Raw genomic sequence first — 13,950 nt, 5'->3', positions numbered from 1 at the left:
CAGCGAACGGCACCGCACCGCCGGAGCGCAGCGAACGGCACCGCACCGCCGGAGCACAGCGAACGGCACCGCCGGAGCACAGCGAACGGCACCGCACCGCCGGAGCACAGCGAACGGCACCGCACCGCCGGAGCACAGCGAACGGCACCGCCGGAGCACAGCGAACGGCACCGCACCGCCGGAGCACAGCGAACGGCACCGCACCGCCGGAGCACAGCGAACGGCACCGCCGGAGCACAGCGAACGGCACCGCCGGAGCACAGCGAACGGCACGGGCCAGCGTGTCAGCGGGCCGCCGGGCGGTGCTGACGGCGCGGTCGGGTGGCGAGGCTGTGGCGGCGGGCGGGCGCCGGGGGCGGTGTGAGGGTGCGCCAGGCGCGTGTGGCCACGGTGGCTGCGATCAGGGCGAGGGTGCCGAGGGCGGCCGTGGCGGTGGGGAGGCCGGCGGTGGCGCCGAGCCGGCCGGCCAGTGGGTAGGCGAGCAGCCAGCAGCCGTGCGAGAGCGAGAACTGGGCCGCGAAGACGGCGGGCAGGTCGGCCGGCGGCACGGCGGAGCGCAGCAGGCGTCCGCCCGGGGTGAGGATCAGCGAGCCCGCCGCGCCCAGCCCGGCCCACAGGGCGAGCAGCGCGGGCCAGCGCCATCCGCCGCCGTCCGCCGCCCGCCCCGCCGCGGTGACCACCGCCAGCACGGCGAGCAGTCCCGCGACCGCGAACGCGGCGGGCAGCATCACAGCCCGGTCCGCCACCCGGTCCAGCATCCGGGGCAGCAGCAGCGCGACCGCCATCGACCCGGCCCCGTACGCGCCGAGCGCGAGCGGCACGTCGCCCGCGGAGCGGCCCAGCCCGTCGCGGACGTAGACGACGGTGTTGACGATCACCGTCGCCCCGCCGGCGGCGACGGCGAGGTCCAGGGCGAGCAGTGCCCGCAGCCGCGGCACGGAGAGGAAGAGCCGGATCCCGGCCAGCGATCGCGCCGCGACCGGCCGCACCCCGGCCAGCCCGCCTTCCTTGAGCACCCCACCACCCGGCAGGACCACCGACACGACCAGCACCGCCGAGGCCAGGAAGCCGGTCACCGTCCCCCAGAACAGCCAGCGGTAGCCGACCAGCGCCAGCAGCCCGGCGGCCAGGGCCGGGCTGACCAGGCTCTCGGTGTCGTAGGCGAGCCGGGAGAGGGACAGTGCCCGGGTGTAGTCGCGCTCCTCGGGCAGCACCTCGGGGATCACCGACTGGAACGCCGGTGTGAAGGTCGCCGAGGCCGCCTGCAAGACGAAGATCAGCAGATAGACCTGCCACACCGATCCGACGAACGGCAGCCCGAGCGCCACCCCGGCGCGCGCCAGGTCGGCGGCGACCAGCAGGCGCCGGCGCGGGATCCGGTGCGCCAGCGCGGCGACGACCGGGGCGATCCCCACGTAGGCGACCATCTTGATCGCCAGCGCGGTGCCCAGTACCGAGCCGGCGTCGGGCCCGGCGAGGTCGTAGGCGAGCAGGCCCAGCGCCACGGTGGCCAGGCCGGTGCCGGCGAGGGCGACCACCTGGGCGGTGAACAGGTGCCGGTAGGTGCGGTTGCGGAGCACGGAGAGCAACGGGGACTCCGTTCGGACGCGGCGCGGCGGCCGGGGCGTCCCGTGCGGGCGCCACCCCTCCAGAATAGGCCAACGTGTGCATACGTGTGCACGCATTGACTAAAAAGAAGCCGCCCCGCCCCGAACCGGGCGAGGCGGCGGCGCACCGCGCTCAGTCGTGCGGCGGCAGCCCGCTGATCTGGTGGTCGGCCACGTTCAGCGCCTCGTGGACCAACCGCCGCAGGTGCCCGTGCCGCAGCGCGTACACCACCCGCCGGCCGTCCTTGCGGGTCGACACCAGCCCGGCCAGCCGCAGCTTGCCGAGGTGCTGGCTCACCGACGGGCGGGCCGCTCCGGCGGCCTCGGTCAGCGTGGTCACGTCCGCCTCCCCCTCGCTCAGCCGCTGGAGCAGCGCGAGCCGGGTGCGGTCGGCGAGCAGGGCGAGGATGCCGGCGGCCACGTCCAGCCGTTCGTCCGCGCCGGACTGCTGCGAGGCATGTGCACCTGATACCTGGAGGCTCCCGCTCATGGCCTCATCGTAGAGGGCGCGCGACCGCCGTTCACCCGCCCGACATCGCGCGGTTCACGCCCCCTGCCGGAAGCCCGCCGCCGCAATGAGCCCGCCGGATCCCTCGACGGCGAACCCGACAGCGGCACCGTCCACTTCACCCCGCAGGACCCCGGCTTCCGACACCAGCCGCTCGGCCTCGGCGCGCACGGGGCCCGCGACGAGTCGCTCTTCTGGCTCGTGCCGGCCGGCGGGGCCGACGCCTTCGGCCGCGCCGTCCGCCTCGTTCGGACGCGGGCAGGCTCCCCTCCGGCACGCGCAGCGGCGACCGCATCACCGAGGGCGTCGAGGTCGACGACCTCGCCTCGATCACCGCGTACCAGGTGCCGCTGCTCAGGTTGTTCGGCCCCGCGCCGGACCGCTTCCCGGCGTACCCGGCGGGCGAGGGCGGGCAGTTCCACGTGCCCGAGCGGGAGAAGGCGATCCGCGGGCTGCGGCACCTGGTGGGGTCGACGGCGGCACCGTCCGGATGGCCCCCGATGGCACCGCGCCGCCCGCCCGTTGAGCGCAGCAGCGGGCGGGCGGCGCGGGCGGCAGGCCGCGTCAGGTCAGCACGTCGTAGGTGTAGACGGCGGTCGAGTCGAGGACGGACTCGGGCGTGGCGGAGGAGCCGAGCGGGGAGACGATCGGGTCCTTGAGCCGGTGGCCCTCCAGCACCGCCGGGGCGGACTGGTCGGGCAGGTAGTGCCGCCCGTTGCGCCGCATCCAGCCCTCCCAGAGCCGGTCGACGTTGCAGTGGTGCAGGTAGAACGCCGGGTCGTTGGGCGAGGAGGCCAGGCCCATGTCGCGGCCGATGTAGACGTGCACCAGGTTGTGCAGGCCGAAGGGGTTGAACCCCTCCAGGCGGTTGCGGAAGCCCTCCGAGTCGACGTCCCACGGCGCGAAGTCGTAGACGGCGAGGTTGGGGTTGCCGGTCACCGGGTCGGTGTCGTACGCGGCCTCGACCTCCTCGGCGCTCGGCACGTTGGGCGCGTCGCGGCCGAGGGCCCGGCGCAGGCCGCGCGGCGGGTGGCGGTTGATCAGCGTGAGCGAGGAGTTGACGTCGATCCGGACCCGGAAGGCGTCGGGGTCGTTCGGGTTGGCCGGGTCGACGCCGAACGGTCCGTCCTTGACCGGCACACCGCTGCCGCCCATGCAGGTCGGCTGCCAGAAGTCGCTGTCCGACGGCAGGTCGAGCACCGAGTCCGCCGTCCAGTCCCAGTAGGGCAGGCCGAAGGACGTGTCGCCCAGCACGCGTTGGAGGTTGGCCTCCAGCAGGCCGAGCATCACCCGGTGCCAGGGCAGGAAGATCGGGCCGCGGTGGGCCGCGTTGCGGATGTTGGCGTCGCCGCCGGGCGGGACGGCGGTGCGCATCGCCAGCACGTGCCAGATCACGAAGAGGTCGTAGGTGCGGACGGGTTCGGCCGGGCCGGCGATGCCGAAGTCGGCGGTGGTGAAGGTGCTGTGCTCGCGCTTGAGCAGGTTGACGCCGGAGGTGTAGGCGTCGCGGACGGCGGTGTCGGTGAGGATGTTCCTGCGGACGACGGCGGCCATCTCAGCCACCTCCGTGCTCGTGGTCGTGGTCATGGTCGTGACCGCCGTGGCCGCCCCCGCCGTGACCGCCGTGGCCGCCTTCACCGTGTCCGCCCTGGCCGCCCTGATCGGTGAACTCGTCGGGATAGTTGTCGATCACCGCCTTCACGGCGTCCAGCGCCGAGAGGAACCGGTACGCGGGCAGCGCGTGGCAGTGCACGTTGCCGTCCGGGTCCACCCCGAGGTGCGCGCCGATCGGGTGGCCGTCCACGGTGATCTCGTAAGTCGTGGTGACGACGATCCGGTGACCGTCGTACATCGTCGTGCGGACCGTCCGCGCGGGCCCCGCGTGATGGGCGGCCGGCGGGCGCGGCAGGCTGCTGAGGTATCCGCCGAGCCTCGTCGGGGTGGCGGCAGCGGCCAGGCCTTCTGGGTCCATGGCTATCTCCCGGGCTACGGGCGGCCCCGGGCGTGCCCCGGGGCACGGACCTCCCGTCTCCCACCGTCCCGCAGAACGGGCCCGCGCGCGCGGCGAGGCCGCTCCCGGCGTTCAGTTCTCCCGCAGGTCCGCGATCCGCCGGATCTTGCCGACCGAGCGCTCCAGGCTGTACGGGTCCACCACTTCGGCCTCCACGCTCACGCCCACCCCGTCCTTGACGCCCCGCACGATCGCCGCGGCGGCCGCTTCGCGCTGCTCGGGGGCGGCGTCCGGACGCGCCTCGACCCGCACCGTCATGTGGTCCAGCCGGCCCCGGCGGGTCAGCCGGAGCTGGAAGTGCGGCGCGACGGCCGGCACCCGCAGCAGGACCTCCTCGATCTGGGTCGGGAAGACGTTGACACCACGCAGGATGATCATGTCGTCGCTACGCCCCGTCACCCTGGCCATCCGGCGGAAGGCGGGGCGGGCGGTGCCCGGCAGCAGGCGGGTGAGGTCGCGGGTGCGGTAGCGGATCACCGGCAGCGCCTCCTTGGTGAGCGAGGTGAACACGAGTTCGCCGCTCGCGCCGTCCGCCAGCACCTCGTCCGTCAGCGGGTCCACCACCTCCGGGTAGAAGTGGTCCTCCCAGATGTGCAGGCCGTCCTTGGTCTCCACGCACTCCTGGGCGACGCCGGGCCCCATCACCTCGGAGAGGCCGTATATGTCGACCGCGTGCAGGTCCATCCGCCGCTCGATCTCGGCGCGCATCCCCTCCGTCCACGGCTCGGCGCCGAAGATGCCGACCCGCAGCGAGGTGGTGCGCGGGTCGACGCCCTGCCGCTCGAACTCGTCGAGCAGGGTGAGCAGGTAGGACGGGGTGACCATGATGATCTCGGGGCGGAGGTCCTGGATCAGCTGGACCTGGCGGGCCGTCATGCCGCCGGACGCCGGGACGACCGTGCAGCCGGCGCGTTCGGCGCCCGCGTGCGCGCCCAGTCCGCCGGTGAACAGGCCGTAGCCGTAGGCGATGTGCACCGTGTGGCCGGGCCGGCCGCCGGCCGCCCGGATCGAGCGGGCCACCACGTCGGCCCACACGTCGAGGTCGCGCTCGGTGTAGCCGACCACGGTGGGGCGGCCGGTGGTGCCGCTGGAGGCGTGGATCCGGCGGACCTCCTCCCTCGGGACGGCGAACATGCCGTACGGGTAAGTGTCGCGCAGGTCGGCCTTGGTGGTGAAGGGGAAGCGCGCGAGGTCGGCGAGGGTGCGGCAGTCCTCGGGGGTGACGCCGGCCGCGTCGAACTTGCGGCGGTACGGCTCGACGTTGGCGTAGGCGTGGCGCAGCGTGGCCCGCAGGTGCTTGAGCTGGTGCGCGCGCAACTCCTCGCGGGTCATCCGCTCGCCGGCGTCCAGCAGCCCGTCCGGCGGCGCCTCGCCGAGGCGTGTCGGCGCCCCCGCGCCGCTCCCGGTCGTCCCTCCACCGCTCATCGCGCCTCCCTCCAGGCGTACCGACCTCTCCGACCCCGTCGGCTCGGCCGGCTCGGCCGACCGATCATTCGGTTGCCTCTCGACGGGGCCAAGTAATCCAGTACCCGAACCACCTGTCAAGGCTCGACGCGCGCCAACCCTTGTCCTTCGTCAGGTCCGATCTCTGCCGAACGGCAGATGGCAGCGTCCCGCCGATCGGGGAGGCTCATCGACGTCACCAACCGTCCATGACGTCACCAACCGCCCACGCACCGGCCGGAAGAGCAGAACCCATGAGCCGACCCGCAGTCCGACCCGCAGTCCGCCCCGATCCCCGCCCCACCGACCCGCCCATCCTCGAACTGACCGGCGTCAGCAAGGTCTACCGGGGCGGCAAGCGCGCCGTCGACGGCCTCTCGCTGCGGCTCGGCCCCGGGCTGCTCGGCCTGCTCGGGCCGAACGGCGCGGGCAAGTCCTCCCTGATGCGCATCGTCGCCACCGTCACCCGGCCCACCGCCGGCCGCCTCACCTACCGGGGTGCCGACGCGCTCGCCCGGCCCGAGCCGCTCCGGCGCGAACTCGGCTTCCTCCCGCAGGACTTCGGCGTCCATCCACAGCTCACCGCGCGCGAGTTCCTCGCCTACCTGGCCGCCGCCAAGGGGCTGTCCGCCCGCTCGGCGCGGGCCCGGATCGACGAGTTGCTCGTGCTGGTGAACCTGACCGAGGCGGTGCGGCGGCCGCTCGGCGCGTACTCCGGCGGCATGCTGCGCCGGGTCGGCATCGCCCAGGCGCTGCTCGGCGATCCGCGCGTCATCGTCGTCGACGAGCCCACCGCCGGGCTCGACCCGGAGGAGCGGGTGCGCTTCCGCAACCTGCTCAGCGCGCTCGCCGAGGACCGGGTGGTGCTGCTGTCCACCCACATCGTCTCGGACGTCGAGTCGGTGGCCGGGGACATCGCGGTGGTCGCCGGCGGGCGGCTGCTGCGCCGGGGCAGCCCGGAGGAGCTGCTGGGCGGCCAGGCCGGCCGGGTGTGGGAGGTCCTGGTCGACCCGGGAGCGGTGGCCGCCGTGCAGGCCCGGTACGTGGTGAGCCGGATGGTGCGCACGGGGGACGGGCGGGTGCGGCTGCGGCTGCTCGCAGACGGTCCGCCGTTCGCCGGGGCGGTGCCGGTCGCGCCCGACCTGGAGGACGCCTACCTGGGCCTGGTCCGGCCCGCCGCCGCTTCCGCCGCTTCCGCCGCCGCGCACGTCCGTCCGGAGGTGCGGCGATGAGCGCGAGCACCCTCGCCACGGCCCGCCCGACAAACGCCGTCCCGGCCCGCGCCGGGGTGCTCGCCCGGCTCGCCCGGCTCTGGCGGCTCGCCCTCGGCGACTTCCGGGACCGGGTCCGCCGCCCCGCCTACGCGGTGACGCTGCTGGCCGCCGTCGGCCTCGGCCTGCTCGCCGTGCCGCCCACCGACGGGCACTGGGCGATCCTCGCGCTGGGCCGCTTCCGGGGCGAGTACAACAGCGCCTACGTCGGCACCGCAACCGCCCTGGCCGGGGCCCTCTGGCTCACCCTCGGCGGGTTCTACGTGGTCCGCAAGGGGCTCGGGCGCGACGAGGAGACCGGCGTCGGCCGGATCCTCGCCGCGACGCCGCTGCGGACCGCCGAGCTGCTGCTCGCGAAGTTCCTCGGCAACCTGCTGGTCCTGGCGTCGATGCTCGGCGTGCTCGCGCTGACCGCGCCCGCCCTGCAACTGGTCCGGGGCGAGGACCGCGCCCTGGACCCGGCCGCCCTGCTGACGCCCTTCCTGGTGCTGACGCTGCCGCTGCTCGCGGCGACGGCCGCGCTGGCCGTCCTGTTCGAGACGGTGCCGCTGCTGCGCGGCGGGCTGGGCAACGTCCTCTGGGCCCTCTGCGCCCCGGTGCTGCTGATCGCCGGAGAGAAGCCCGGCGCCCCGCTCGGCGGGCTGGGCCTCGGTCCGGCGGCCGCCTCCCTGCGCGACGCGCTGGCCGCGCGCGGCGTCGACCTGGGCAGCGACGAGTTCAGCCTCGGCCTGACCAGGGTGGACACCCCGCTGGAGGCCTTCCGCTGGGACGGCGCGGGCCTGGACGGCGGCTTCCTCGTCCAGCGGCTGCTGCTGGTGCTGCTCGCGGTGGCCCTGGCCGCGCTGCCCGCGCTCTGGTTCACCCGCTTCGACCCGGCGCGCGGCGCGTCGTCCGAACGGCGGATGCCGACGGGCGGCGGCGAGGCGGCTCCGGTGCCGTCCGCGCCCCCGGTCCTCCCGATCCTCCCGCTCCTCCCGCTCACCCTGCCCGCCCCCGTCGCGGTACGGCCCGGGCGCGGCCCCGGCTTCGGCCGGCTGCTGTTCGGGGAGGCGCGGATCCTGTTCGCCGACGCCTCGCGCTGGTGGTGGCTCGTGGCCGCCGGGCTGGTCGCGGCCGGCCTCGCCGTCCCGCCGGACGCCGGCGCGGGGGCCCTGCTGCCCGCCGCCTGGATCTGGCCGGTACTGCTCTGGTCCCGCCTCGGCAGCCGCTCGGCCGAGTACGGGCTGGAGTCCCTGCTCGGCGCCTACCCGGCCGCCCGCGCCCGGCTGCTCGCCGAATGGACCGCCGGGGTGCTGCTCACCGCCCTGCTCGGCGCGGGGGTCCTGGTCCGGCTGGCCGCGGCCGGCGACACCGCCGGTGTGGCCGCCTGGTCGGCCGGCGCCCTGTTCATCCCCTCCCTGGCCCTCGCCCTCGGCACCCTCTCCCGCACCCACCGCCTCTTCCAGGCGCTCTACCTGCCGCTCTGGTACCTGGTGGTGAACCAGGTCGCCGCCGTCGACTTCATGGGCGCCGTCCACCGCGACGGCCGGCTCGCCGGTCCCTCCCCGGTCCTCGTCACCGCCCTGACCCTGGCCCTGCTCGCCACCACGCTCCTCACCACCTCCGCCCGCCGCACCCTCCGCGATTGACCCCGCTCACCAGTCGGCGGCGATCCGATCGGCGACCGCGAAGCGGGCCTCACAGGAAGGACAGGTCCCATGACCGAAGACGTGGGTCAGCACATGGGCGACCTCGCGCTGCCCGTCGGCGAGCGCGAGGCCGTGAAGGCGCCGGCCGATGCCGTCCAGGGCGGCGGGGTCCGCCGGACGCAGGGGCCGCGTCTCGACGGCGCCGTCGGAGAGCGCGTAGTCGTCGGCGGCCGAGAAGAACCCGCGCTCGCCGAGGGCGATGAACAGATCGGCCTCGCAGTCCGGGCAGGCGACCTGGTACTCCTCGTTGGCGATCCCCCAGGCCAGCTCCTCACTCCAGCCGGGAACGCCTTCGAGGCCCAGCATGGCTCCCAGGAGGTGAACGTAGTCGTCGGCGTCCGCGCCGCCCCGAAGGTGCCGGTTCGCCGCCGCCAGCAGGTCCTCCGCCTCCGTCGCGAACTCCGCCCGAACACCGCCCGCGTCCGCCTGCCCGGCCCCGCCCAGAATCGCGCCGGCCAGCAGCACGGCCTGAACCTCCTGCTCCCGCTCCCCGCACCCGGCCCGTTCGGCCAGCCACGGCAGAGCCGCGAAGCTCGCCGGGTAGACGCTCCCCTGGTGGCACAGCGCCGCCCACAGGTCACTCCAGAGTTCCGCGGTCGGCGCCGAGCCGATCCGCGCCAGCAGATCCGGAATGTCGTCGGCGGGACCGTAGGCATGGCTGAGTCGGGACCAGTCCGTCATGCCCGCATCCAACCAGCCCGGCGCACTCCCGCCACCACGCGGGGCACCGCCCCCGGGCAGGGCGCAGGGACGGCGAGAAGGCCGGCCACCCGAAGACCGTGGCCACGGTGGTGGCCACCATCAGCACCGCGCCCACACGCCGTTCCGCCGGCCGCCCCCGGGAGGGCAGGCGCGGGAAGTCGGCCGGTCCGACTTCCCATACTAGGACTACGCCAGGACCACGCCGCGAGCGGGCACCCTGCCGGCACGGCCCCACCGAATCGGCCCCACTCGCGGGGGGACTGTCCCGGCTTCCTGCGCCGGGAGCCGCTCGCGTCGGCGCCCGGACGTTGGGCGCGATCCCGGCTCGGGACTCGGCGGCCGACGCGCAGGCCGACCGAACCGCCAGGACATGTGCGTCTGCGGCGCGGGAAGTCGGCCGAGCCGACTTCCTGCGCGCGGCCGGCGACCGCCCGGTCGCCCCGCCGGGTGCGGGGCCGGTCAGCCGCGGCGCTTGGGGCGGCCGCGGCGGGGCGGGGTGGAGCCGGTGCTGCGGGGGCGGGGGGTTCCCGTCGTGCGGCGCGGGGTGGGGCGGCCGGTGGTGGTGCGCTGCTGCTTGGCCGGGGCAGCCGAGGCGGCGGGGGCGGCGGCGCTCTGGCCGCGGCCTCGGGAGCTGTTGACCGTCCGGCCGCGGACGATGCCGATGAACTCCTCCACCAGGTCCGTGGTCCGGTCCTCCAGCCAGGACAGCGCGACCCGCGACTGCGGGGCGTCCGTCATCGGCCGGTAGGTGAGGTCGCGCCGGTGGTGCAGACGGGCCAGCGACTGCGGGACGAGCAGGACGCCGACCCCGGCCGCGACCAGTTCGATCGCGTCCGCCGTGGTCGCCGGCCGCTCGATGGCGGGGCGGCCGGGCAGCTCCTCCCATGCGAGCGTGTCGTCGAGGGGGTGGAAGACCACGTCGTCGGCGAGGTCCTCCAGGGTGACCTCCTCGGCCGCGGCCAGCCAGTGGTCCTTGGGGAACACCACCACCGTCGTCTCGGTGTACAGCGGGATGGCGCTCAGACCGGTCCGGTCGACCGGCAGCCGCACCAGGCCCGCGTCCGCGTCGCCCGCCCGCAGCGTCGGCTCGCCGTCCGCGGCTTCCACCGCGACCAGGGCGAGCGGAACGTCCGGCAGCCGCTCCGACCAGACGCGCGCCCACTTGCCCGGGGTCACGCCCGGGACGTAGGCCAGCCGGAACGAGGGTGTCACCTGCATCTCTGTCACCCGACCAAGGCTACCGACCGTGACGGCGGGCGTCGGCCGCTCGCTTACCCTGGTGACCATGACATCGCTCAAGCAGAAGACCACGCAGACCATGAAGCCGGCGACGGCGGCGAAGAAGCTCGGGGTCTACCTCGGCGCCACCCCCGCCGACTTCCAGTCGGGCGTGATCTCCCGCGAGGAGCTCACCGCCCTGCAGACCGAGCCGCCGCAGTGGCTGCAGGACCTGCGCCGCAACGGCCCGCACCCGCGTTCCGTGGTGGCCGCGCGACTCGGCGTCTCGACGTCCGGCCTGGCGCGTGGCGGCATCACGGAGGCGCTCACCACCGAGCAGATCGAGGAGCTGCGGGACGAGAACCCGGAGTGGCTCCAGCGTGAGCGCACGATCCAGGGCGAGGTCCGCAAGGAGACCGCCCGGGTCAAGGAGAAGCACGAGAAGGAGGAGAAGCAGCGCAAGCAGGCCGCCGCCGCCGCGGAGCGCCAGCAGGCCCGCTGACCTGCAGCTTCACCTCTTTTTCGAATACGAATTCACCTCGGCCCCCCGGCGTCCTCGCCGGGGGGCCGTCGGCTGTCCGGAGCGGGGGCCACCCGGGTGGTGACGCGGGGCCGCCCGGGTGACCCCGTCGACGTGTCGGCGTCGGGACGGCGCCCCCGGCGTGCGTCGGTGGGAACGCGCCGCTCCCAGCGGCACACGCCCGTGTCCCCGGACCTGAGAGCCGCCGATGCCCCCCACCGCGCACCTGCGCCGCCTGCTTCCCACCGCCGCCTGCACGCTGGCCGCCGCCGTCCTCGCCGCCCCCGCGGCGCACGCCGCGCCACCGGGCCAGGGAGGTGGGGCGGGCACCGGTCGGGGGGCCGTGGTCGACTGGGACCGGGTGGCCGCCTGCGAGAGCAGCGGGAACTGGCACATCAACACCGGCAACGGCTACTTCGGCGGCCTCCAGTTCGACCAGCCGACCTGGCGGGCGAACGGCGGCCTCGCCTACGCGCCGCGCGCCGACCTCGCCAGCCGCGAGCAGCAGATCGCCGTCGCCGACACGCTCGCCGGCCGCCGCGGGCTCGCCCCGTGGCCGGTCTGCGGCGCCCGCGCCGCCCGCGGCTCCGAGCGGCCACCGGTCAGCACCCGTCCGGCCCGCAAGGCGCCTCCCGTCGCCAAGGAGGCGCCCGTCGCCAAGGAGACACCCGTCGACGAGGAGGAGACCACGGCCACCACGCCCGCCGCGCCTGCGCCCGCCGGCGCGGACGGCGGCGCCGAGGGGAGCGTCGGGGCCGGCACCTGGACGGTGCGCCAGGACGACACCCTGGAGAGCATCGCCGAGCAGCTTCGGCTCCACGGCGGCTGGCCCGCGCTCTACGAGCGGAACCGCGCCGTGCTCGGCGAGGACCCGGACCTCATCCAGCCCGGCCAGGAACTGGTCCTGCCGCTCTGACACCGCCCCCGGCCCGCCCCGAACCGCGGCCGCCCTCAGCCCACCGTGGGCTGCCAGGGCCCGCGCTCGGGGCGGGCCTCCGTCGTCGAGCCGTCCGGCCACGGCGGCATGGTGACGGCGACGATCCGCAGCGGGCCGGGGCTGTCCTCGTCGGCGCGGAACTGGAAGGCCGTCCCCAGCGGCACCGAGACCGCCGTCCCCGCCCGCAGCACGTCGACGCTCTCCCGGCCGGACTGCCGCCTCCAGATCCGCCCGCTGCCACCCGTGACGTGCCAGAGCTCTTGCACGGTGCGGTGCGAGACCGCGCGCGTCACCTCACCGGGGGCGAGTTCGAAGACGGCCTGGCTGCCGAGGCCGTCCAGCGCCAGCAGCGGCCGGACGACGGCCCCGTCCGGGGCGAGGACGACCGGGGCGTCCCCGGTCTCCGTGGTGCGGAACGGCTGCTCGCCCATGCGAAACCCGACCCCTCCCGTCTCCGGCAGGCCCCCACCCGCCCCTCCCCGCCGATGGGACCACACCCCCGCCCGTCCCGCCAGGGCGCGTCCCGGGCCGCGGCGGACGGCCGGCGACAGGCCGCGCGGCCGTCCGGGACCACGAAGGAGACGGCCTCCGTCAGCCGCCGGTGCCGTCCCGCCGCACGGCCACGCCGGCTGCCGCAAGGTGCTCGCCGAACCGGTCGGCCGGCCCACCGGCCAGGACGACCCGCTCGCCGCCGGAGCCGCCGCCCGGCCGGAGATCGGCACGATCCTCCAGGGCTGCTCCCCCGCCGAACTGACGTGCCGATAATCGCTTGCCTTCCGGCGGCGAACCTGGTTGCAATGTCCGGCATGATCACGGGCCTCGGCACCCTGCGGTCCGGGCCTGTCGCCACCGACTCGCCACCGACTCGCCACCCGGGAGAGGCCGACGCATGAGCACGTCACCATCGCGACCCGAAGCGACCCTGCCCGAAGGGCCGCCCGTCCGGATCGGCGCCCTCGTCCCGCTCACCCGGCCCGGCTGGGCCGAGGCGGGCCGGCACCTGCTCGCCGGACTCCAACTGGCCGCCGAGGAGGTGAACGCGGCCGGCGGCATCGCCGGACGTCCGCTCGCGCTGGAGGTGCGGGACACCGCCGCCGACCCCGGGCGGGCCGCGGCCGCCGTCGACGAACTCGCCGCCCTGGGGGTGGCGGCCCTGGCCGGCGAGTACCACAGCGTCGTCGCCCGCGGCGCCGCCGCCCGGGCCGACGCCCTGGGGCTGCCGTTCCTCTGTTCCTCGGCGGTCCTGGACGCGCTCACCGACCGGCCGACGGACCTGGTCGCGCGCCTCGCCCCGGCGCAGTCGCACGGCTGGCGGATCTACGCGGACTTCCTGCTCGACGCCGGACACCGCCGGATCGCCGTGGCGGCCGAGCCCAGCGTCTACTGGGCGTCCGGGACCCGCATCCTCCGGGACCACCTCGCCGCACACGACGGCACCCTCGTCGAACTCGACGCACGCGCACTCGCCCCCGCCGAGCTGACCGACGCCCTCGCCGACAGCGGTGTGACGGCCCTCCTCCTGCTGGTCGGCCACCCGGACCCGGCCGTGCCGATCGTCCGCGCCGTCCGCCGCGACCCACGCCTCGCCGGACTGCTGATCGGCGCCCCGGCCGGGCAACCGGAGTTCACCGAGTGGCGGACGCTCCTGGGCGAGGACGGCGCCGCCGTCCCGTTCCTGCGCTACCTGCCCGAGCACCTCGGCCCACTCGGCACCCGCGTCGGAGCAACCCTGCGCGAGCGGCTGGCCGAGGCACCCTCCTTCGTCGCCTTCGAGGGCTACGACACGATCACCGTCCTCGCCGAACTCCTCCGCTCCCCGGACATGGACTGGGCGCGCATCTCGACGGAGGGCACCCGCGGACCGATCCGCTTCTCCCGCACACCGGGCATCAGCGTCCGGCAGTGGGCCTGGCCCCCGGTCCAGGTCGTCGACCGGAACCCGGCGGACCTCGACAACTTCCGGGTCCTTCGCACCGGTTGAACCAACCCACGCACCGCGGCCCAACGCCCTGGAGGACCGGCCGACCCTCGACGCCCCACCCGAT

The 13,950-nt window shown here is 75.5% G+C and carries 14 protein-coding genes; 6 read left to right on the top strand and 8 right to left on the bottom strand.

Going from position 1 to position 13,950, the window contains the following annotated elements; genetic code table 11:
- Positions 1 to 284 precede the first annotated feature (284 nt).
- The 5 genes from ACFZBX_RS19785 to paaK form a co-directional block, all read right to left on the bottom strand.
- Positions 285 to 1,589, bottom strand: a complete 1,305-nt coding sequence (locus ACFZBX_RS19785; protein ID WP_391535033.1) for an MFS transporter — start codon at positions 1,587 to 1,589, stop codon at positions 285 to 287.
- Positions 1,590 to 1,740: 151 nt separating this feature from the next.
- Complete coding sequence (locus tag ACFZBX_RS19780; protein WP_391535032.1) at positions 1,741 to 2,097, bottom strand: ArsR/SmtB family transcription factor; 357 nt, start codon at positions 2,095 to 2,097, stop codon at positions 1,741 to 1,743.
- 582 nt (positions 2,098 to 2,679) lie between these two features.
- Positions 2,680 to 3,702, bottom strand: a complete 1,023-nt coding sequence (locus tag ACFZBX_RS19775; RefSeq protein ID WP_391535031.1) for a tyrosinase family protein — start codon at positions 3,700 to 3,702, stop codon at positions 2,680 to 2,682.
- Entirely contained in the window at positions 3,671 to 4,087 is a 417-nt protein-coding gene (locus ACFZBX_RS19770) for a hypothetical protein (RefSeq protein WP_391535030.1), read from the bottom strand. Before ACFZBX_RS19770 ends, ACFZBX_RS19775 begins: the two co-directional genes overlap by 32 nt.
- 111 nt (positions 4,088 to 4,198) lie before the next feature.
- Positions 4,199 to 5,551, bottom strand: coding sequence for a phenylacetate--CoA ligase PaaK (gene paaK, locus ACFZBX_RS19765; protein ID WP_391535029.1), 1,353 nt, complete (start codon positions 5,549 to 5,551; stop codon positions 4,199 to 4,201).
- Positions 5,552 to 5,883: 332 nt separating this feature from the next.
- Here paaK and ACFZBX_RS19760 point away from each other — a divergent pair, with 332 nt between their 5' ends.
- Together ACFZBX_RS19760 and ACFZBX_RS19755 are read left to right on the top strand one after the other, a co-directional pair.
- The gene (locus ACFZBX_RS19760) at positions 5,884 to 6,801 is read left to right on the top strand and encodes an ATP-binding cassette domain-containing protein (protein WP_391535043.1); all 918 of its coding nucleotides are present in this window, start codon (positions 5,884 to 5,886) and stop codon (positions 6,799 to 6,801) included.
- Positions 6,798 to 8,468 carry a hypothetical protein gene (locus ACFZBX_RS19755; RefSeq protein ID WP_391535028.1) on the top strand — a complete coding sequence of 557 codons (1,671 nt, stop codon included), beginning with the start codon at positions 6,798 to 6,800 and terminating at the stop codon, positions 8,466 to 8,468. Before ACFZBX_RS19760 ends, ACFZBX_RS19755 begins: the two co-directional genes overlap by 4 nt.
- Positions 8,469 to 8,474: 6 nt before the next feature.
- On the opposite strand, the gene ACFZBX_RS19750 is transcribed toward ACFZBX_RS19755, so the two are convergent.
- The gene (locus tag ACFZBX_RS19750) at positions 8,475 to 9,209 is read right to left on the bottom strand and encodes a hypothetical protein (protein ID WP_391535027.1); all 735 of its coding nucleotides are present in this window, start codon (positions 9,207 to 9,209) and stop codon (positions 8,475 to 8,477) included.
- Positions 9,210 to 9,689: 480 nt separating this feature from the next.
- On the bottom strand, positions 9,690 to 10,457 hold the full coding sequence (locus ACFZBX_RS19745) for a LysR family substrate-binding domain-containing protein (protein ID WP_391535026.1): 768 nt from the start codon (positions 10,455 to 10,457) through the stop codon (positions 9,690 to 9,692).
- A gap of 58 nt (positions 10,458 to 10,515) precedes the next feature.
- Here ACFZBX_RS19745 and ACFZBX_RS19740 point away from each other — a divergent pair, with 58 nt between their 5' ends.
- Complete coding sequence (locus ACFZBX_RS19740) at positions 10,516 to 10,950, top strand: DUF5997 family protein (RefSeq protein WP_391535025.1); 435 nt, start codon at positions 10,516 to 10,518, stop codon at positions 10,948 to 10,950.
- 226 nt (positions 10,951 to 11,176) lie between these two features.
- Positions 11,177 to 11,884, top strand: a complete 708-nt coding sequence (locus tag ACFZBX_RS19735) for a transglycosylase family protein (protein ID WP_391535024.1) — start codon at positions 11,177 to 11,179, stop codon at positions 11,882 to 11,884.
- 35 nt (positions 11,885 to 11,919) lie between these two features.
- Here ACFZBX_RS19735 and ACFZBX_RS19730 read toward each other — a convergent pair whose 3' ends face one another.
- The gene (locus tag ACFZBX_RS19730) at positions 11,920 to 12,336 is read right to left on the bottom strand and encodes a cupin domain-containing protein (protein ID WP_391535023.1); all 417 of its coding nucleotides are present in this window, start codon (positions 12,334 to 12,336) and stop codon (positions 11,920 to 11,922) included.
- Between the two features lie 208 nt (positions 12,337 to 12,544).
- On the opposite strand from ACFZBX_RS19730, the gene ACFZBX_RS19725 reads away from it, so the two are divergent.
- Together ACFZBX_RS19725 and ACFZBX_RS19720 are read left to right on the top strand one after the other, a co-directional pair.
- Positions 12,545 to 12,670 (top strand): hypothetical protein, encoded by a 126-nt coding sequence (locus ACFZBX_RS19725; RefSeq protein ID WP_391535022.1) that lies wholly within the window; start codon positions 12,545 to 12,547, stop codon positions 12,668 to 12,670.
- 124 nt (positions 12,671 to 12,794) lie between these two features.
- Positions 12,795 to 13,886, top strand: a complete 1,092-nt coding sequence (locus ACFZBX_RS19720) for an ABC transporter substrate-binding protein (protein ID WP_391535021.1) — start codon at positions 12,795 to 12,797, stop codon at positions 13,884 to 13,886.
- Positions 13,887 to 13,950 lie beyond the last annotated feature (64 nt).

The sequence above is a fragment of the Kitasatospora sp. NPDC008115 genome (genome assembly GCF_042957205.1).
Taxonomy (GTDB): Bacteria; Actinomycetota; Actinomycetes; order Streptomycetales; family Streptomycetaceae; genus Kitasatospora.
Note: the sequence above shows the minus strand (reverse complement) of the source record. Positions and strands in the feature narration are given on the sequence as shown.